Annotated in this window: 15 protein-coding genes; 12 read left to right on the top strand and 3 right to left on the bottom strand. The window is 46.5% G+C overall.

Going from position 1 to position 20,274, the window contains the following annotated elements; translation table 11 throughout:
• Nucleotides 1–31 precede the first annotated feature (31 nt).
• On the top strand, nucleotides 32–2,521 hold the full coding sequence (locus DXB91_RS06590; RefSeq protein ID WP_118017179.1) for an alpha-galactosidase: 2,490 nt from the start codon (nucleotides 32–34) through the stop codon (nucleotides 2,519–2,521).
• 158 nt (nucleotides 2,522–2,679) lie between these two features.
• Complete coding sequence (locus DXB91_RS06595; RefSeq protein WP_118017181.1) at nucleotides 2,680–3,081, top strand: Fur family transcriptional regulator; 402 nt, start codon at nucleotides 2,680–2,682, stop codon at nucleotides 3,079–3,081.
• Nucleotides 3,082–3,191: 110 nt separating this feature from the next.
• Here DXB91_RS06595 and DXB91_RS06600 read toward each other — a convergent pair whose 3' ends face one another.
• Nucleotides 3,192–4,748 (bottom strand): asparaginase, encoded by a 1,557-nt coding sequence (locus DXB91_RS06600; RefSeq protein WP_118017183.1) that lies wholly within the window; start codon nucleotides 4,746–4,748, stop codon nucleotides 3,192–3,194.
• Nucleotides 4,749–5,066: 318 nt separating this feature from the next.
• On the opposite strand from DXB91_RS06600, the gene DXB91_RS06605 reads away from it, so the two are divergent.
• The 8 genes from DXB91_RS06605 to dut all read left to right on the top strand — a co-directional run bounded on the left by DXB91_RS06605 (nucleotide 5,067) and on the right by dut (nucleotide 14,414).
• Nucleotides 5,067–6,335, top strand: coding sequence for a glucose-1-phosphate adenylyltransferase (locus tag DXB91_RS06605; RefSeq protein ID WP_022217270.1), 1,269 nt, complete (start codon nucleotides 5,067–5,069; stop codon nucleotides 6,333–6,335).
• 2 nt (nucleotides 6,336–6,337) lie between these two features.
• Nucleotides 6,338–7,462 carry a glucose-1-phosphate adenylyltransferase subunit GlgD gene (gene glgD / locus DXB91_RS06610; RefSeq protein ID WP_022217271.1) on the top strand — a complete coding sequence of 375 codons (1,125 nt, stop codon included), beginning with the start codon at nucleotides 6,338–6,340 and terminating at the stop codon, nucleotides 7,460–7,462.
• Nucleotides 7,463–7,541: 79 nt separating this feature from the next.
• Nucleotides 7,542–7,802, top strand: coding sequence for a septation regulator SpoVG (gene spoVG, locus DXB91_RS06615; protein WP_015533695.1), 261 nt, complete (start codon nucleotides 7,542–7,544; stop codon nucleotides 7,800–7,802).
• Between the two features lie 151 nt (nucleotides 7,803–7,953).
• Nucleotides 7,954–8,688 (top strand): sugar phosphate nucleotidyltransferase, encoded by a 735-nt coding sequence (locus tag DXB91_RS06620; protein ID WP_022217273.1) that lies wholly within the window; start codon nucleotides 7,954–7,956, stop codon nucleotides 8,686–8,688.
• 43 nt (nucleotides 8,689–8,731) lie between these two features.
• Nucleotides 8,732–9,289, top strand: coding sequence for an aminoacyl-tRNA hydrolase (pth, locus tag DXB91_RS06625; protein ID WP_118017185.1), 558 nt, complete (start codon nucleotides 8,732–8,734; stop codon nucleotides 9,287–9,289).
• 12 nt (nucleotides 9,290–9,301) lie between these two features.
• Nucleotides 9,302–12,868, top strand: coding sequence for a transcription-repair coupling factor (gene mfd, locus DXB91_RS06630; RefSeq protein ID WP_055223059.1), 3,567 nt, complete (start codon nucleotides 9,302–9,304; stop codon nucleotides 12,866–12,868).
• A 57-nt stretch (nucleotides 12,869–12,925) separates the two neighbouring features.
• Entirely contained in the window at nucleotides 12,926–13,954 is a 1,029-nt protein-coding gene (locus DXB91_RS06635) for a SurA N-terminal domain-containing protein (protein WP_243003536.1), read from the top strand.
• A 13-nt stretch (nucleotides 13,955–13,967) separates the two neighbouring features.
• Nucleotides 13,968–14,414, top strand: a complete 447-nt coding sequence (dut, locus tag DXB91_RS06640) for a dUTP diphosphatase (protein WP_055146693.1) — start codon at nucleotides 13,968–13,970, stop codon at nucleotides 14,412–14,414.
• A gap of 53 nt (nucleotides 14,415–14,467) precedes the next feature.
• On the opposite strand, the gene nrdG is transcribed toward dut, so the two are convergent.
• Together nrdG and nrdD are read right to left on the bottom strand one after the other, a co-directional pair.
• On the bottom strand, nucleotides 14,468–15,007 hold the full coding sequence (nrdG, locus tag DXB91_RS06645) for an anaerobic ribonucleoside-triphosphate reductase activating protein (protein ID WP_055146690.1): 540 nt from the start codon (nucleotides 15,005–15,007) through the stop codon (nucleotides 14,468–14,470).
• A gap of 147 nt (nucleotides 15,008–15,154) precedes the next feature.
• The gene (gene nrdD / locus DXB91_RS06650) at nucleotides 15,155–17,281 is read right to left on the bottom strand and encodes an anaerobic ribonucleoside-triphosphate reductase (protein ID WP_015533701.1); all 2,127 of its coding nucleotides are present in this window, start codon (nucleotides 17,279–17,281) and stop codon (nucleotides 15,155–15,157) included.
• 482 nt (nucleotides 17,282–17,763) lie between these two features.
• On the opposite strand from nrdD, the gene tig reads away from it, so the two are divergent.
• Both tig and DXB91_RS06660 read left to right on the top strand, forming a co-directional pair.
• Nucleotides 17,764–19,002, top strand: coding sequence for a trigger factor (gene tig, locus DXB91_RS06655; protein WP_118017187.1), 1,239 nt, complete (start codon nucleotides 17,764–17,766; stop codon nucleotides 19,000–19,002).
• Between the two features lie 23 nt (nucleotides 19,003–19,025).
• Complete coding sequence (locus tag DXB91_RS06660; RefSeq protein ID WP_118017189.1) at nucleotides 19,026–20,132, top strand: FKBP-type peptidyl-prolyl cis-trans isomerase; 1,107 nt, start codon at nucleotides 19,026–19,028, stop codon at nucleotides 20,130–20,132.
• The last annotated feature ends 142 nt before the right edge of the window (nucleotides 20,133–20,274 follow it).

The following is a 20,274-nucleotide window of genomic DNA, read 5'->3' on the forward strand; positions in this document are numbered from 1 at the left end:
GGGCGATACATATTAGATAGGAGGAACCGCTATGATCAGATATATAGAAGAACATCAGGTATTCATACTGGAGACAAAGTCGACGCAGTATGCCATGTGCGTGCGCCCGGATGGACACCTTGAGCACCTGTACTACGGTGGCAGGAGTCTGGACTGCGGAGATCAGAATATTGCGGGACTTTGGGATGTGGCACATGACCGCAGCCTGTTCGAGACCGGCAATGCCATAGCGCTGGATGGTGGACTTACCTTAGAAAGTCTGCTGCAGGAACTGTCGTCAACCGGCAAGGGGGATGTCAGCGAACCATTTGTCTGTATGACCCATGCAAATGGCAGTACGACCTGCGACTTTGTGTACGAATCATACGAGATAAAAAACGGCAGGGATGAGCTTGAAGGACTTCCGTGTGCGGTGGAATATCATAGGGGGACAGATGGCAGATTCAACACAGTAAAAGAGCAGCAAGGCACAGAAGTGGGAAGCGGTGTGGCTGGTGGAATGCAGAGCATACAAGCATATGAGCGACAGAATACAGCGGGCGAGGTAACACAGCTCACAATAACCCTCCGGGACAAATTCTACAGACAGAAGCTTGAGCTAATATATGTCACATGGGATGACTGCGACGTGATAACCAGAAGTGCCCGCCTGACAAATGAAAGTGATGACGTGGAGCGGGTGGACAGACTTATGTCCATGCAGTTTGATATGAGAATGTATCAGGAATATGACATGATACATTTCGGAGGAGCCTGGGCGAGGGAAATGCACAGATCGGTGCACCCTGTAAGGCAGGGAAGAGTGTCTGTCTCATCGTCGACCGGAACCTCGGGCAGCAGGGCCAATCCGTTCTTCATGGTGGTTGAGCACGGCAGTTCAGAGGAACACGGTGAGTGTTACGGCTTCAATCTCATATATTCAGGAGACCATATGGAGAGCTGTGAACAGAATTCATATGGACGTATGCGTATACTCAGCGGCATCAATCCGGAAGGATTTTCATTTGCGCTTGAGCCGGGACAGTCATTCCAGTCGCCGGAGGCGGTCATGACATATTCAGATTCAGGATTTGGCGGTGTCAGCAGTCATATGCATGCATTTGTCAGAAGACATATAGTCAGAGGCCACTGGGCGGATCGGGAGAGGCCTGTTCTGCTGAATAGCTGGGAGGCCGCATACTTTGATATAAATGAGAAAAAGCTGCTGAAGCTTGCAAAAGAAGCAAAGAAGTGCGGCATAGAGCTGTTCGTCATGGATGACGGCTGGTTCGGACACAGGGACAATGACACATCCTCACTTGGAGACTGGCAGGAGAACCGGAGCAAGCTTCCGGGTGGAGTAAAGCAGCTTGCTGACAAGATAAATGCACTTGGACTTGACTTTGGTATATGGGTCGAGCCGGAGATGGTGAACGAGGACAGTGATCTCTACAGGACTCATCCGGAGTGGGCAGTCAGAGTGCCGGGACAGAGTCATGCCGAGGGGCGTCATCAGATGCTGCTGGATCTCACCAACAAGGACGTGAGAGATCATATAGTGGAAGCCATGGCAAATGTGTTCTCATCTGCCAATATATCGTATGTTAAGTGGGATATGAACAGGATTATGTCTGACCGCTACAGTCAGACGCTGCCGTCTGACAGGCAGGGCGAATTTGGACACAGGTATGTGCTGGGACTCTACGATATCATGGGAAGGATTACTAAGCGTTTCCCTGAGATTCTGTTTGAGGGATGTGCTGCCGGTGGCAACAGATTTGATCTCGGCATACTGTGCTATATGCCGCAGATATGGGCAAGTGATGACACGGATGCCAGGGAGAGGCTTGAGATACAGACGGGATACAGCTATGGCTACCCTATGTCGGTTGTCAGCAGTCACGTGTCGGGCTGTCCGAATCACCAGACACTCAGAGTTACTCCTCTTGAGACGAGATTCGGAGTGGCGGCATTTGGCGTGCTGGGCTATGAGTGCAATCTGTGCGATATGAAGAAGAAAGATCTGGAGGCAATAGAAGAGCAGGTGGAGTTCTACAAGAGACACAGGCGCACATTTCAGTTCGGCGAATATCACAGGATCGAGAATGGCACAGTGTCAGATCTCCGGAGGAATGTGTACCAGTTCATGACGGTTTCCCAGGATGGCTCCGAGGCGGTGTCCTGCTATTATGAGGGACAGGTGATACCGAATTACACTTACAAGCATATGCGGACTAAGGGACTTGACGAGAATGCAGTTTATGTCATGGAGGGCAGAAGCCTGCAGTACAGCGTAAAGCTCATGGGAGATCTCATCAACGCTGTTACGCCGGTGCATGTGAAACCTGATTCACTGACCCAGAGTGCGATAGACAAGGTGGTAAAGCTTCAGGGCGAGAAGGAATATGTAAAGGCGTCCGGTGCAGTGTTTAACCGCGTTGGAGTGAACCTTGCTCCGAACTTTGCGGGAACTGGCTACAACGACCAGACCGCTCTCTGGACAGAGCATGGACTGAGGTTATACACCTTCACCAGACAGTGATATATATGATCACATGCAAATGCTCATATATGGAATCGAATCACAGGAAAAACTTACATTATAAAAATAGTGGAAATAATATATGGAATGTGTTATCTTACTCTTATAGAGAACTGTTCCTAATAGAAAATTATAAATACCAGAAGGAGGACTATACAATGAGTGAGAAGCGTAACACATGGCAGAAACAGGTCATATACTCTGTTATAAAGGAGCTCAAGACTCATCCTACAGTCCAGAGTCTGATAGATGAACTGGAAAAGAGAGGATATAAGATAGGCAAATCAACTGTGTACAGGGTGCTCTCTGATGCGGTTGATGAGGGAATTGTCATGAATGTGTATTCAGGGGACAAGATGGAGCATTTTGATGGCAATACCGAGAATCACTATCACATACGCTGCAAGGTATGTGACAGGATATTTGACAGTGAGCTTCCATATCAGGATTCCATCACACAGATGGGCGTGGAGGTGGACAGCGATTTCGTCATACTGTCACACAACCTGGAATTCATCGGGATATGTCCATCCTGTAAGGACAGCCTGAAAAGTCTGTGATGGGGAATGCAAAAGACCGGTACACATAAACGCATATTGTATGCGGTGTATGTGTACCGGCCTTTTTGTATGTGCAGGCAATGCCAAGAGCCTGTATCTTATCTGCTCTGTCAGTCTCTCTTTTTCTGTGAAATGATATTTGCAGATTTTATTTCCTTCTTTATAAATTCAGGAATCGCGGAATTGTCTTTCTGGTCAGATTCAGGTGTGTCCGGCTGCGCCTCAACTGTATGTGAGTTTACACTTATAGGATCCACGCGTGGATTGCTGATAAATGTCTTGTTGGCCGAAGGCTTTACAACTGTCATTCCGAGGATGGACTTCTTGTTGCGAAACTCTCTTTCCTCCTCTGGTGTGCGCTCAGGGGCGGCATCCACCAGATTGCCGTCTCCGAAAAGGTCTATCTCAAAGCTGCTGTCATTTTCCTCCTGCTCATCATCCGTATCGTCATCCAGCGCATCTGTAATTATCGGTTCTGCGTGGATGGAAGTATCCGTATCGTCGTCTGCAAATGCACTGTCGAGATCAGGATTGTATTCATCAGCAAATGCGCTGTCAAGATCAGGGTCATATTTTTCATCTGATTCAGTGTCGTCAAATTCAGGATCGGAGTCGACATACTCCTCAGGCTTCTCAAAAAATGTAGGATCTATATCGAGCTTGAAGTCGACCTCTGAGTGACCCACTTCAATGCCGCAGTCGTTGAACAGCTTGGTCGTGTAGCAGTTTTTCAGCTTCTCGATGAGTTCAGTGTTTTCGTACTTGAGCTGTTCGAGTATGTTTGCGATTATCATTCCCTGATATTCATCCGTCCATCCGTCCTCAAGCTTTACTGCGATACCGAGCTTCATGCTCTTTATCGCCATACAGATAACACCCCTGGAGCCGTCCTTCATTATGAGGTCAGGATTCTGGTTGATATAATATGAAGGTGTTCCGTAATCGTTGATCTTCTCAGGATATTTGTGGATGCATGAGAAGTTGTAGTCTATAGTCTCCCGGAGTTCGTTTGACAGGCTGAATGGATCCATGAGCTTTGCGTAGGACATGGCGATGCTTCTAAGTGGCAGTGCAAATACCGGAACTCCACAGCCGTCTATGCCGAGCCCGATCTTGAATGTAGGGGTCTGGCTGAGCATGGATATGAAATTGATTATCTGCTGCTGTACAGGGGAATCCTTGAGCTGATAGCCGTCCGGCTTACCGGTGAGCTCTCTCTGGAGCAACATAAGGCTGAAATGTTTTCCCGAGCAGCAGTGCTGAAGTTTGCTCTGTCCCTGCCTTGGGTGGAGCTTTGACCTGTCGGTGAGTTTTGCCGCCAGCGCTGAAGCTGATGTGGAAGCGCATGGCTTCATGATCATGTCATCGGGATTCAATCCTGTCTTGCGCGAGATCTCCTCCAGCACAAATATATGATGGTTGCTTCCCCAGTGGGAAGAGTTGAACATGGCAACATCCTCGTCGGTGAGGTTGAACCTTCTGTGAAGTCCTGCCAGCAGTGTAGGCAGCACCTGTATAGGCTTGCTTGCGGAACGCATGAAAGTCTGTTTCTCTATGTCGCCAAGGTAGGCGATTGTATCTCCTGTGGATGACACAACTGCGATGGAGCCGCGGTGTGCATTCTCAACAATATTTCCACGGTATTCTTTTACTAATATCTCTGACATATATTCAACACCTCATTTGTATTTTGTATGATTTTCTTCCGATATAGTCATTATATGAAAAAGATATCCGTTTGCAAAATGAAAATTACATAATATATAAGAAAAATATGAGAATGTAATTGAGTGTAAGTAAGTAATAACTAAAAAATACCGCCTGATACTGACAAAATACATCATTTGTCATATATACCCTGAGTAAAAAATGTTTAAAAAAATCGAAAAATGCGCATTTTTTTTGTGAAAATGCATAAAAAACTTTGATTATTATAAAAAGGATGGTATAATGTCTTTATAATTTTGCATGGAGAGGTGACTTACATGATTAAAAAAGAAATGATCGCCATGCTCCTTGCTGGTGGACAGGGCAGCCGTCTTGGGGTTCTTACATCCAAGCTTGCCAAGCCAGCGGTAGCATTTGGCGGCAAATACAAGATAATCGATTTCCCACTGAGCAACTGTATCAACTCGGGGATTGACACAGTAGGTGTACTTACACAGTACAGACCACTCAGACTTAACCAGCATATCGGAATCGGCATTCCTTGGGATCTCGATAGAAACATTGGTGGTGTCACAGTGCTTCCACCATACGAGAAGAGCAACAACAGCGAGTGGTACACAGGTACTGCCAACGCTATCTACCAGAACATAGAGTTCATAGATTATTACAATCCAGACTATGTTCTCATACTTTCCGGTGATCATATCTACAAGATGGATTATGAACACATGCTTGACTATCACAAGTCCATGAATGCGGATGTGACACTTGCCACATACCAGGTTCCATGGGAGGAGGCAAGCAGATTCGGAGTAGTTATAACGAATGATGACGGCATCATCTCAGAGTTTGAGGAGAAGCCGGAGAACCCAAGAAGCAACAAGGCTTCCATGGGTATATACATATTCAACTGGAAGATCCTCCGCGAGGCACTTGTTACCATGAAGGATCAGCCGGGATGCGATTTCGGTAAGCATATTATTCCATACTGCCATGAGAACGGCAACAAGATATGTGCATACGATTTCAAGGGATACTGGAAGGATGTAGGAACTCTCGGTTCATACTGGGAGGCCAACATGGAGCTTGTCGACATAGTTCCTGAGTTCAATCTGTATGAGGAATTCTGGAAGATATATACGAAGACAGACGCCATACCACCTCAGTACATAGATGAAGCGGCAAAGGTATCCAAGTGTATCATCGGAGAGGGAACCGAGATATACGGAACCGTTGAGAATTCAGTTATAGGCTCTTGTGTAACCATAGGAGAGGGTGCGGTCGTTAAGGATTCGATTATAATGAATGGGGTTACGATCGAAGCTGGTGCCTATGTTGAAAAGGGAATCATTGCCGAGAATGTCAAGGTTGGTGCAAATGCCAAGCTTGGAGTTGGTGAGGAAGCTGTCAATGAGATGAAGCCTAATATCTACGCATTTGGCCTTGTTACTATAGGTGAGAACTCAGTTATACCTGAGGGCGTAACAATAGGTAAGAACACTGCAATATTCGGTGACACAGATCCTTCGGATTATCCGGACGGAACACTTCCGAGTGGCGGTAGTATTATAAAGGCAGGTGAGTAGACATGAGAGCATTAGGAATTATTCTGGCAGGTGGTAACAGCAATAAGCTGGGAGATCTTTCAGCAAAGAGAGCCGTTGCAGCCATGCCTATCACAGGAAGCTACAGAGCAATTGATTTCGCACTTTCCAATATGACTAATTCTCATATTCAGAAGGTAGCGGTATTCACACAGTACAACACAAGATCACTGAATGAGCATCTGAACTCAAGCAAGTGGTGGGATTTCGGAAGAAAGCAGGGAGGTCTGTTCATCTTCACACCTACCATCACAGCAGCTAACAGCTACTGGTACAAGGGAACAGCAGATGCACTTTATCAGAATATCAAGTTCCTCAAGGAGAGCCATGAGCCATATGTAGTTATCGCTTCAGGAGACGGTATCTACAAGCTTGACTACAACAAGGTTCTTGAGGAGCATATAAGCAATGGTGCAGATATCACGGTTGTATGCAAGGATATGGCACCGGGCGAGGATGACATCAACAGATTTGGTGTTATCAAGATGAACGAGGATGGCAGGATCATAGACTTCGAGGAGAAGCCTCTTGTGGCAGGAACCAACACGGTTTCCATAGGTGTATATGTCATAAGAAGAAGACAGCTCATCGAACTTCTTGAGACATGTGCCAACGAGGGAAGAAATGATTTCGTAAGAGATATTCTCGTGAGATATAAGGGTGTCAAGAGAATTTACGGATACAAGATGGACAGCTACTGGAGAAACATAGGAACAAAGGAGTCATATTACAGAGCTAATATGGATTTCCTCAAGAAGGACGTAAGAGACTTCTTCTTCAAACAGCATCCGGATATCTACTCAAGAGTGGATGATCTCCCACCAGCAAAGTACAATGCAGATGCGGTGGTAAATAACAGCTTGATAGCAAGCGGTTGTATCATCAACGGAACCGTTGAGAACTCAGTTATATTCAAGAAGGTATACATTGGAAATAACTGTGTGATCAGGAACTCGATCATACTTAACGATGTCAACATCGGTGATAATTCCATCATCGAGAATTGTATCGTGGAGAGCAGGGATACACTCCGCGCGAACACAGTACATCAGGGAACACCTGAGGACATCAAGGTAATAGTGGAGAAGGATTTCAGATATGCGTTGTAGGATGCATACGGTATAAGTAGTACAAATGACAATTGCGTGTGGGATCGCAATGTGTGTCAGGGTTAAGGGGGTAATTCAGATGCAGATAACTGATATCAGGATCAGAAGTGTTGAGAAGGAAGGCAAGATGAAGGCGGTTGTTTCTATTACGATCGATGACGAGTTTGTTGTGCATGACATCAAGATCATCGAGGGTGAGAAGGGCATGTTCATCGCGATGCCGAGTAGAAAGGCAGCGGATGGAGAATATAGAGATATCGCTCATCCGATCAATACAGCTACAAGAGAGCGTCTGCAGAGTATGATTCTTTCAAAGTATCAGGAATCTTTGGAAGAGTAATACCAGTCTCAAATAGACATTCAGAGCCAGTGCTAGAGGCGTAAGTCACCAAGCTGATAGCATTGGCTCTTTTTATATGGTCTTGTAAAAAAATATAGTATAAAGTAGAATGTATCTGTTCAGATCCAGATAGAATATGGAGGATATAATAATGGTAAAATCAGTTATACTTGCGGCAGGCAAGGGAACAAGAATGAAGTCAGATAAGCCAAAGGTAGTTCATCAGGTGATGGGAAAACCGATGGTATATTATTCTATAGAAGCGGCGCGCCAGGCGGGTGCAGACGAGGTGTGTGTGATCGTTGGATACAAGGCAGACGAGGTGAAGTCAGCCATAGCTGCCAGTGTCAACGATGTGAAGGTTGACTATGCGCTTCAGGAGGAGCAGCTCGGAACAGGCCATGCGGTAAAGTGTGCTGCAGATTTTATTGGACGTGATGGGGATGTGATCATACTCTGTGGAGATACACCGCTTGTGACAGGGGATACACTCAGAAAAGCACTTGATTTCCACAAGGAGAGTGGGAATGGTGTAACTGTAATATCGGCGATGCTTGATGATCCATTTGGATATGGAAGGATCATAAGGGACGGTGACAGCCTGGCAAAGATCGTGGAGCAGAAGGATGCTGACGAAGCGGAGCAGGCTGTGAAGGAAGTTAACTCGGGCATGTATATATTTGACTGCGCAGCACTTCAGGACGCACTGTCACAGATATCAAATGACAACGCCCAGGGAGAGTATTATCTTCCGGATGCGATAGAGATAATAAAGAAAATGGGGCTTCCGGCTTCCGCTGTTCCGATGGACGATGCTGACCAGATAAGAGGAGTCAACACCCTGGAGCAGCTTGCAGATGCTGAGAAGATCATGGAGAACAGATAACAATAGAACGATCCACCTGGGTGGAGGAAAATGGAGAGACCAAATGAAGATCATAGTTGGACTTGGCAATCCCGGTGCGAAATATGCCGGAACAAGACACAATGTAGGATTTGCGGTTCTGGATGAGCTGGCAGAGAGACATAATATAAGGATAGACACTGCAAAGCATAAGGCACTTATAGGAAAGGGTATAATAGACGGAGAGAAGGTCATACTCGCCATGCCTCAGACATTTATGAATCTCAGCGGAGAGAGCGTAAGGGCGATAATGGACTTCTACAAATGCACGGTTGAAGATCTGATAGTCGTGTACGATGACATAGATCTTGACGTCGGCAAGCTCAGGATCAGACAGAAGGGAAGCGCCGGCGGTCATAACGGTATGAAGAATATCATACAGTACGTTGGCAGCCAGGAATTTGTCAGGATCAGAGTGGGTGTTGGCAAAAAGCCGGATCACATGGATCTGGCTGATTATGTGTTGTCGAGATTTGGAAAGGAAGATCTGGCGAATATAAGAGAGAGCTGCGGTAATGCTTGCGATGCGGTGGAGACCATACTGGCGGATGGCACAGTTGCAGCTATGAATAAGTTTAATTGAGAGTGATGGAGAATGATACGTGTACTTGGTGAGCCATTTGAAAAACTGAATATATATACAGAGTTGAAGGAGTGGCTTGCATCCGGAGATGGATTTGTCAATGTGACAGGTACGACGGGCGAGGGCACGGACAGAGTATTCATGATGCAGGGCTTCGGTGATGACGCATCGGTGCGCCTGATACTGACATATAACGACAGGCGTGCGGAGGAGCTGTACAGCGATATGAAGTTCTACGGAAGGGATGTATATATGTATCCTGCAAAGGATATTCTGTTCTTCAGTGCAGATGTCCACGGCAATGCCATAACCAGACGGCGCATGGAGGTCCTTCGGCGTCTGGCAACGGGAGAACCATGTACGATCATAGCCACGGTAGATGCAATGTATGACAAGATACCTGCACTGTCCTATATGAAAAAATACGTGATAAATATCCATGCGGCACAGTCCCTTGATCTGGATGAGCTCAAGGGCAAGCTGGTGGACCTTGGTTATGAAAAAACTGACAGTGTGGAGGAGCCGGGACAATTTGCCATACGAGGCGGTATCGTGGACATATTTCCGCTGACTGAGGAATGTCCATACAGAATAGACATGTGGGACGATGAAGTCGATACCATCAAGACATTTGATGCGGAGAGCCAGAGATCCATAGAGAATGTGGATGAACTTGTAATTTATCCCGCGGGAGAGATGGTGCTTTCAAAGGAGAGGATCGACAGAGGTATACACAGGCTGGAGGCAGAGCTGAAGCCGTATGCGAAGAAGCTTAAGGATTCATTTCAGACGGAGGCGTATGCCAGGATAAAGGGCGAAATAGCCACGCTGAAGGAACAGCTCACGGAGTTCAGTGCGATATACGGAGTGGACAGCTATGTTGATTATTTCTACAGTGACACGGTGTCTCTGGTGGACTGCCTGCCGGAGGATGCGTACATTTTCATAGATGAGACGAAGAAGGTCACGGAGAAGGCGGATGGCAGTGAGAAGAGTTTTCTTAGCAGCCTGACGCACAGGCTGGAGGGGGGATATATCCTCCCGGGGCAGATGAAGGTTCTGTTCACTTATGATGATGTTCTGGAAAAATGCAGACGCTACAAGGTTGTGGGCTTTGACTCATTTGTGGGTGAGGATGACCGTGTAAAGTATGCTCACCGCGTGGAGATCGAGAGCAGGGAGGTTCACAGCTACAGGAACAATTTTGATGCGCTGGTTACTGATATCAAGAAATGGAAGAAGGACAAATACAGCGTCCTGTTCGTATCGCCATCATCGGTCGGTGCGAAGAGAATGGTCGATAACCTCATGGACAATGACGTCATATGTCATTACCTGAACGACCCGGACAAAGCTCTGGCTGCCAGAGAGATGGCGGTCATGCCGGGAAGGCTCAGAGCCGGTTTTATGATACCGGAGATGAAGCTCATCGTGGTCAGTGAGGGAGATGTGTTCTCCAGCAAGACATCACATTCGCAGGCTTCGAGGAAGAAGCTGCCGCGTGCCGGGGAGATAGTAAAGTCATTCTCGGATGTGAGCGTGGGCGATTATGTGGTCCATGAGAAGTACGGAATAGGTATCTATCGTGGGCTTGAGAAGATAGAGGTCGACGGTGCCTTGAAGGACTATCTGGTCATCGAGTATGCTGAGGGCGGCAAATTATATGTCCTGGCTTCCGAGACGGACAGGATACAGAAGTACAGGAGCAAGGAGAGCCGAGCCCCGAAGATCAACAGACTCGGTGGCAGTGAGTGGCAGAAGGTAAGAAACAAGGTTAAGGGCCATGTCAGCGAGGTGGCTCAGCATCTTGTAAAGCTGTACTCAGAGAGACAGGCGAGGGAAGGCTTTGCCTATTCTCCTGATTCCGAGTGGCAGAAGGAGTTCGAGGAGACATTTCCTTATACTGAGACTGACGATCAGTTAAAGGCCATAGAGGATGTCAAGGCGGATATGGAGAGCCATAAGATCATGGACAGACTGGTGTGCGGAGACGTTGGATTTGGCAAGACTGAGGTGGCGATCCGTGCTGCGTTCAAAGCTGTTGGTGACAGCAAACAGGTTGCGTATCTTGTGCCGACCACGATCCTTGCCGAGCAGCATTATGAGACGTTCACAGAGCGAATGAAGGATTATCCAGTGACGGTGAGACTGTTGTGCAGATTCTGTACCCAGAAGGAGATAAAATCTACACTCAGAGAGCTGAAAGAGGGCAAGGTGGACATAGTCATAGGAACCCACAGGCTGCTCTCAAAGGATGTGGAGTTCAAGAATCTGGGACTTCTCATAATAGATGAGGAACAGAGATTCGGTGTAAATCACAAAGAGAAGATAAAAGAGATGAAGACCAATGTGGATGTTCTGACACTGACGGCGACGCCTATCCCGAGAACACTCCATATGAGTCTTGTTGGAATCAGAGACATGAGCCTGCTTGAGGAACCTCCGGTGGACAGGAGACCGATACAGACCTATGTCATGGAATATGACAGGGAGCTTGCCAGGGAGGCGATTGCCAGAGAGCTTGCAAGGCATGGTCAGGTATACTATGTGTACAACAGGGTCGAAGGCATAGAGAGATTTGCGGATGATGTGAGAAGCCTCGTGCCATATGCAAATGTAGAGTTTGCCCATGGACAGATGGATGGCCGTACGCTGGAGGACATCATGTACCGGTTCAACAAAAAGGAGATAGACGTGCTTGTGTGCACGACCATCATAGAGACCGGACTTGATATACCGAATGCAAATACCATAATCATACACGACGCTAACCTGTTTGGTCTGGCACAGCTCTACCAGTTACGCGGAAGAGTTGGTCGCTCGGACAGAAGTGCATTTGCATTTATGTTCTACAGGCGCAACAAGATGATATCCGAGGTTGCTGAGAAGAGACTTAGAGCGATAAAAGAATATACGGATCTCGGCTCGGGAGTCAAGGTGTCCAAGGCGGATCTCAACATCAGAGGTGCGGGGAGCGTCCTGGGCGAGAGTCAGTCGGGCAACTATGAGGTCGTGGGCTATGACCTTTACTGCAAGATGCTTAATGATGCGGTCAGGGAGCTCCGCGGCGAGAAGGTTTTCCATGAATACGAGACGGAGATAGACCTTCCGGTGGATTCGTTCATCCCTGAGACGTACGTCAAAAACGACTTTGTCAAGCTGGAGCTTTGTAAGAGAATATCCCTCATCAAGAATGAGGATGAGTACAATGACATAGTGGATGAGCTCATTGACAGATTTGGCGACATCCCTGACGAGACAATGAATCTTCTTGATGTGGCACTGTTAAGGGCAAATGCAAATATCTGCTTCATAACCCGTATATGGTACAAGGACGGAGACCTGAGATTTGTCATGTACAACAGGGCTGACATAAATGTAGATGGGATAGATGAGCTCGTTAAGAGTTATTCAGGCAGGATGAAATTTGTCATGGGGGCAAAGCCTGAGTTTATATTGAAGCTTGGACGGGAGGAGAAAAATGATCTTCTCAGAAAGGCGGAATTTGTCGTGGCGGATATGTCCCAGATGTTGATAATGACCCACAGTGAAGAAGACAGTGTGGATAACAAAGCATAGATAATGAGTTAGAAATATACAGACAGGAGAATACAAAGATAAGGAGGTGCGGTTCAGTTGAAGAGATGGTTGTGTGTGCTGCTGGCGCTCATATGTGCATTTGCCGTGACTGGATGTGGCAGTGATGCCACTGAGGAGACTGGCAAGGAGGTAGTTCTCAGATACAATGGGCAGAACATAGAGATAGACGAGGTGTATATTTATGCCCAGACTGTGAAGGAGGAGTACGAATCAAAGTATGGCAGTGACGTGTGGAAACAGAGCATAGTGACTGATGATGGTCTGGAGATGGATGCCGTGGATGCAGCAAGGCGTCAGGCGATATCAAAGCTCATAAAGACCAAGACTCTTATAACCAAATCCGGGGAGTACGGCATAAGCCTGACTGCAAGCGAGCAGAAGGATCAGGATACGGCGGCGCAAGAGTTCTATGACAAATTGACTGATGCCCAGATCGCAGAGGTTGGACTTGAACTCGATACGGTGAAGAGAGTTTTGCGTGAGAGCGCACTGGCAGACAAGATATATGATTATGTGATGAAGCAGAGCTCCACGGAGATATCCGATGAGCAGGCCAGGATGAGTACATTTTATGACATGTTCTTTGAGTGCTACTCGGAGGACGATTATGGAAATATCACCCTGTACTCACAGGACAAGATAGATGAGCAGAAGAAAAAGGCGGATGAGGCATATGAATCCATAGAGGAAGCCTCGGATGGCACAGATATGGATATATCATTCCTTGGAAGCGCAAAGGAGCTTAAGTATGCGGGAACACATACGATGAGCAGGGATGATATATTGAGCACCTATGGCCAGGATACGCTGGACATACTGTACAGCATGTCGGATGGCGAGATATCCACGGTGGTGGAGACTGAGTATGGTTACCATATATTCCAGATGATAAGCATTACGGATGAGAAGGCCACGGCCGAGAACAAGAAGAAGCTCACGGATGCCGCTGATGCGGAATACTATGACAACCTTATGAAGGACTGGATAGATGAGCTGGACAGCGGATATTTATACAGTAAGAGTGTGGATATGGATGTGTACAACAAGATAAAATTTGACGAATAAGAGGAGAAGAAAGATGGCAACAGTATACGATATCAATATTAAGAAGCTGGATGAAAAGGCAGTCATACCGACATACGGTTCAGAGTACGCAGCTGGGGCGGATCTGTATGCGTGTCTTGATGAGGCGATTACTATAGAGCCGGGACAGACGGTGATGGTTCACACGGGTATAGCCATGGAGATACCTGAGGGATTTGCAGGACTTGTGTATGCGAGAAGCGGTCTGGCATCCAAGAAGGGGCTTGCACCGGCCAATAAGGTTGGAGTTGTGGATGCGGATTACAGAGGGGAAATCATGGTTGCACTCCACAATCACGGAACCCAGGCACAGACGGTTGAGCCTGAGGAGAGAATAGCACAGCTTGTGATCGCTCCTTATATCGTTGGAGCATTCCATCAGGTGGACGAGCTCAGCGATACAGTCAGAGGAGCCGGCGGATTCGGTTCAACAGGAAAGTAACAAAAAAGCGGCCGTGCATCATCATTTTAATGGTGTGCCAGACCGCTTTTCTTTTATTTAAAATACTTTCCGCTTTCATCCCACAGGACTGTGGTGCCTGTCTTCAAGGACTTTGGTACATCTATGATACGCTGGTTCCTTGAGCCCTTGAATCTCAGTGACAGATCCTTCTGTTCGTCTATGAATTCTCCGTCCACAAGGACGTCAATGTAGGAGAGAAGTTCTTTTGTATACTCCCATTCATTACACATGCGGTCTAAGAGATCGGTTTCAAATGTATAACCGGTGTAGCACCAGATGGTCTTGTCAGGGTAGGTCTCCTTGAACTTTCTTGCCAGAGGAAGAAGCCCCTGCTGGTTCACATATTCCATAGGTTCTCCGCCGAGCAGGGAGAGACCTGCTATATAGTCCTCCTTGCAACTATCTATTATGTGGTTGATCTCCACATCCGTGAACGGCTTGCCGTAGCCGAAATCCCATGTGTCAGGGTTGAAACAGTTCTTGCAGTGGTGTGTGCAGCCGGATACAAATACAGATACTCTGACGCCGGTTCCGTTTGCCACATCAAATAGTTTGATATCTGCGTAATTCATAATGTGATCCCTTCTAAATTTATCTTAAAACAAAAGTATGGCCTGCGTTGCCCTCTACGACATGCAGACCATACAATTGAAATTATTAATGCATATTGTTATTTTATATCAGTTGCCTGAATATATCAAGTGTTTTTCTATAAAAGACTATAGATGAAGCACTCTTGCCTTTATCTCTTTGGTCTTGCCCACGTTCCAGAAGTTCTCGCCAAGATAACCGCAGGTTCTTCTGGTAACATTCATCTTGTTGTGATCCTTGTTGCCACACTGCGGACATTCCCATTCGCCGTCATCGTTGATGAGGATCTCACCATCGTATCCACATACATGACAGTAGTCAGACTTGGTGTTGAACTCAGCATATTGTATGTTGTCGTATATATATCTTACGACCTCTGCCAGAGCATCCAGGTTGTTGCGCATGTTTGGTATCTCAACATATGAGATGGCACCACCTGATGATATGGTCTGGAACTGGCTCTCAAATCTGAACTTGCTGAATGCATCGATCTTCTCACGGACATCAACGTGGTAAGAGTTGGTGTAGTAGCCCTTGTCTGTGACATCCTTTATGGTTCCGAAACGCTCTTTGTCGATACGTGCAAATCTGTAGCAAAGGCTCTCGGCCGGAGTTCCGTAGAGTCCGAAGCCAAGTCCCGTATCTGCCTTCCATTTGTCGCAGGCTGCGCGGAGCTTGTGCATAAGCTTCAGTGCAAATTCCTCGCCCACAGGATCTGTGTGGCTCACACCACGCATGAGCTTGGTGGTCTCATATACACCGATGTATCCCAGTGATATGGTTGAGTAACCGTTGTGGAGCAGTGGATCGATGACCTCGCCCTTCTTAAGTCTGGCGATGGCACCGTACTGCCAGTGGACTGGGCTGACGTCAGAGGTTACACCCTCGAGGGCTCTGTGGCGGCACATGAGTGCGTCGTAGCAGAGCTGCAGTCTTTCATCCAGAAGACTCCAGAACTTGTCATCGTCTCCCTTTGCAAGTATAGCTATCTGTGGAAGATTAAGACTGACAACTCCCTGGTTGAAACGGCCTTCCCATTTATATTCTCCGTTCTCATCCTTCCATGGGGAGAGGAATGAACGGCATCCCATGCATGAGAATACATTTCCCTCGTAGTTCTCACGCATCTTCTTGGCTGATATGTAATCAGGGTACATTCTCTTGGCAGAACACTTGATGGCGAGCTCTGTGATATAGTCGTACTCACCGCCCTTGAGGCAGTTGTGCTCGTCAAGGACATATATGAGCTTAGGGAATGCAGGTGTAACATACACGCCTGCCTCGTTCTTGATTCCCTCAAGTCTCTGTCTGAGGATCTCCTCGATGATCATGGCGTTCTCCTTGATGTACTCGTCGTCCTCTCTGAGGTTGAGGAAGAGAGTGACAAATGGAGACTGGCCGTTGGTGGTCATCAGAGTATTTATCTGATACTGGATAGTCTGGACTCCTGACTTCAGCTCGTCCTTGAGTCTCTCTGTGATGAGCTTCTCAAGTGTGTCAGGGTCTATCTTGTCGCCGAACTCTTCGGTGTATCTCTTTTTATATTTGTTGTAGCTCTTTCTGAGGTACTTTCCAAGGTGACGGACATCGACTGACTGACCGCCGTACTGGCTGGATGCGACAGATGCGATGATCTGAGTCACGATGGTACATGCCACCTGGAAGCTCTTCGGGCTCTCTATGAGCTTGCCGTTCATGACTGTGCCGTTGTCAAGCATATCCCCAATGTTGATAAGGCAGCAGTTGAATATAGGCTGGAGGAAATAATCTGCGTCGTGGAAGTGGATAGCGCCCTCCTCATGAGCCTTGGAGATCTTCTCAGGGAGGAGCATTCTCTTGGTAAGATCCTTTGATACCTCTCCTGCGATAAGATCACGCTGTGTGGATGCGACGGTGGCATTCTTGTTGGAATTCTCCTCCATGACATCCTTATTCCTGTTCTGGATAAGACTGAGGATAGAATCATCAGTCGTATTTGCCTTTCTGATGAGCTCACGGCTGTATCTGTATATAATGTAGGTCTTGGCAAGGACAAACTTGCCGTCGGCCATCAGCCCCTGCTCGATGATATCCTGGATATCTTCAACGAGCATTCTCTTTCGGTTCTTGGCTTCGATGCTTCCGACGATCTCCTCGATCTTCTCGTCAGAGATCTTCTCACAAGGCTCCACCTCCGAGTTAGCCTTCTGGATAGCCAATATGATCTTGCTTCGGTCGTAAGTAACAGCACGACCGTCTCTCTTGATAACTTGCATTTCCCATTCTCCCTGTGTGTGATGTGAATGGGCGTTAAAAAAAGTACGCCCCCTAAATATTGTATACTACCATACAGGAGACATCAATATATGGTATGCCGGCTGAAAAAGCCGCAAAAAAATTAGCGACAAATAAGGTGCCTCGTCGCAAATCTCACACTGATGTCTCAACATGGTCGATTATATCATTCCCAATTTTGTTTGTCTACAGGTTATTTGCAAAAAGTACAAAATATAGAAAAATAAAAAATATGTAGACACAACATATTGTGGATTTGCCTTTGATTAATGTGGGACAGATAAAATACATCACAAAAACAGATGTAAAACTGCCTGTTATAGGAATGTGAAATCATTTGTGAGAATTCTATGAATTATTTCAAATTGCTTTATTTTTACAGGAAAATATGGTATAAGTTTACTCGTTGAAGTTTATCATGAAGATGGTTACACTTCTAATAAAAAGTAAAAGAGGTATGATTATGCGAAAATTTAATAAGGGATGTGCAGTTGTTCTTGCACTCGCTCTGTCCATGTCATTTATGACAGGCTGTGGCGACAGTAATGGTACGAGTGGAAAGCTGGATAATACAGCGAGTAAGGCAACATCTTCTGATGCTACAGAGAGTGCTGACAATTCATCAGAAGAATTTGCTTCTATAGAGGATATGGTGGATCAGTATGCGGCAGATGTCACACTCGGTGAATACAAGGGCATGGAGTATGAGGAGAAGGGCACTGATGTCACGGATGATGAGGTTCAGGCCAAGGTTGATTCATTTGTGAACGGACTTGCTACATTTGATAAGGACACAACCAGCGAGGCGAAGAACGGAGATACAGTAAATATTGACTTTGTCGGAACTGTAGATGGTGAGGAGTTCGAAGGTGGTAACACCAACGGAAGCGGATATGATCTCGTCCTTGGTTCTGGTTCATTCATAGATAACTTTGAGGATCAGATAGTTGGACATAAGCCGGGAGAGACATTTACCGTGAATGTAACCTTTCCTGAGAATTATGGCAAGGATGAGTTAAATGGCAAGGCGGCCAAGTTCGAGACGACACTTAACTATATAAAGATAGATAAACCGGCTACATACAATGATGAGCTGGTTGCAAACAATACTTCATATAAGACAACTGCTGAGTATGAGGCATCTGTACGTGAGCAGCTTAAGCAGAGCAAGGAGGATTCAGCTCTTGCAAGTGCTCAGAATGAGGTCATGGTTGCCGTTATAAACAACAGTACAATAGAGAACATATCAGCAGATGATGTTCAGGCGAATGCTGACAAGATCATAACATCCATAAAGACTCAGGCAGAGACAAACGGAATAGAGTATGACACATATATCTACTACTACTATGGATATGATGACAGCGCTGCATTTGAACAGTATGTACAGCAGGTTTGTGAGGAATCACAGAAGGAGAGAATGGTAGTATGTGCCATTGCCAAGAAGGAGAATATCAGTGTCACAGATGACGAGGCTGATAAGTATATAGCTGATTATGCAACGAAGAACAGTGTTGATGAGTCTACACTCAGACAGAATCTTACAGACGTTGAGATAAAGTACAACGCTCTGGCAGAGAAGGTCATGAATTTCCTTATGGACAATGCAAAGGCAACAGCGGCTTCGACAACTGAAACGACAGAGACCTCAGAGTCAACAGACAGCACAGAGGCCGCTGACGCAGAGCAGGCTGAAGAGTAAATAAAGGGGTACGGAGAAAAGATATGAGAGCAAGGAAGATAATTGCAGCAGGAATGGTGGCAGTCATGTGCGCAGGTCTGATGACAGGCTGTGGCAGCAATGACACAAAGAGCCAGTTTAAGAAGTTTTCAAAGTGTGCGACCATAGACAAGGCGGCATACACTGATATCGAATATGTTCCAGCATCGAGAGAGGTGACCGAGGACGATGTAAACAGTGCGATAAGCAGTTTTTGCAGTGACAATTCTGAGACTACACAGGACAAGACCAGCACAGTGGCAGATGGCGACAAGATCAATGTGGACTATGTTGAGACTGTCTCAGGAACAGAGAAGGACAGCAAGACAGATTACACACTGACCATGGGAAATAACACTCTTGGTGATGGCAGTGACGATCAGCTCATAGGAAGCAAGCCGGGGGATGTCAAGACGATCACAGTGACATATCCTGATGATTACAGCGACACAACAGTTGCCGGACTTACAGCAGAGTACAAGGTTACGATCAATTATATATCAGTTACCACGGTGCCTGAGTACACAGACGCACTGGTCAAGAAGGCTACTAATGGTGAGTACACAACAACCGATGACTACACAGCACATCTGAAGGAAGATGTTCAGAAGGACAAGGACGATTCCGCGGACGAGACAGACAGAGCTTCTGTTCTCAAGGCTGTTGAGGAGAAGGTTACATTTGACAAGTATCCTGAGGATGAGGTAGCTTCATACGTTCAGTCCATGGTGTCAAATGTGAGAAGTGCCGCAGACAACTACGGAATCGACTTCGAGGCATATATGAAGTATTTCTATGGATATGAGGACGAGGCATCATTCCTTGAGTACCTTCACACCACAGTTGAGAACGTCATGAAGGAGAAGATCGTTGTGTCATGCATAGCAATGGACAATGACCTCATCGCCGATAACGCAGACATAAAGGCGTACAGACAGAAGGTTATGGACAAGAACAATCTGGAGAATGACTCAGACGTGGACAAGTATTACTCAGAGTCAGACCTGATGTTCTATGCCACAGAGGAGAACGTGCTTGACTATCTCATGAACAGATCAGTTCAGGTGGAGGCAACTGCAACAGATGCATCTGAGGCAGCCACAGAGGAGTAAGCTGCACTCGATATATTTGAATATGGATAAGCTGATAGAGACCGAGGTTTTATGCCCGGTCTCTATTGTCGTCTATAGACAAATGAATCTGTGGTTTATCCACATTGACTAAGGGGCTCCGGGAATTTAAAATAAAAGAGAA

It is taken from the genome of Coprococcus sp. OM06-34AC (assembly GCF_003462545.1).
GTDB lineage: Bacteria > Bacillota > Clostridia > Lachnospirales > Lachnospiraceae > Coprococcus > Coprococcus aceti.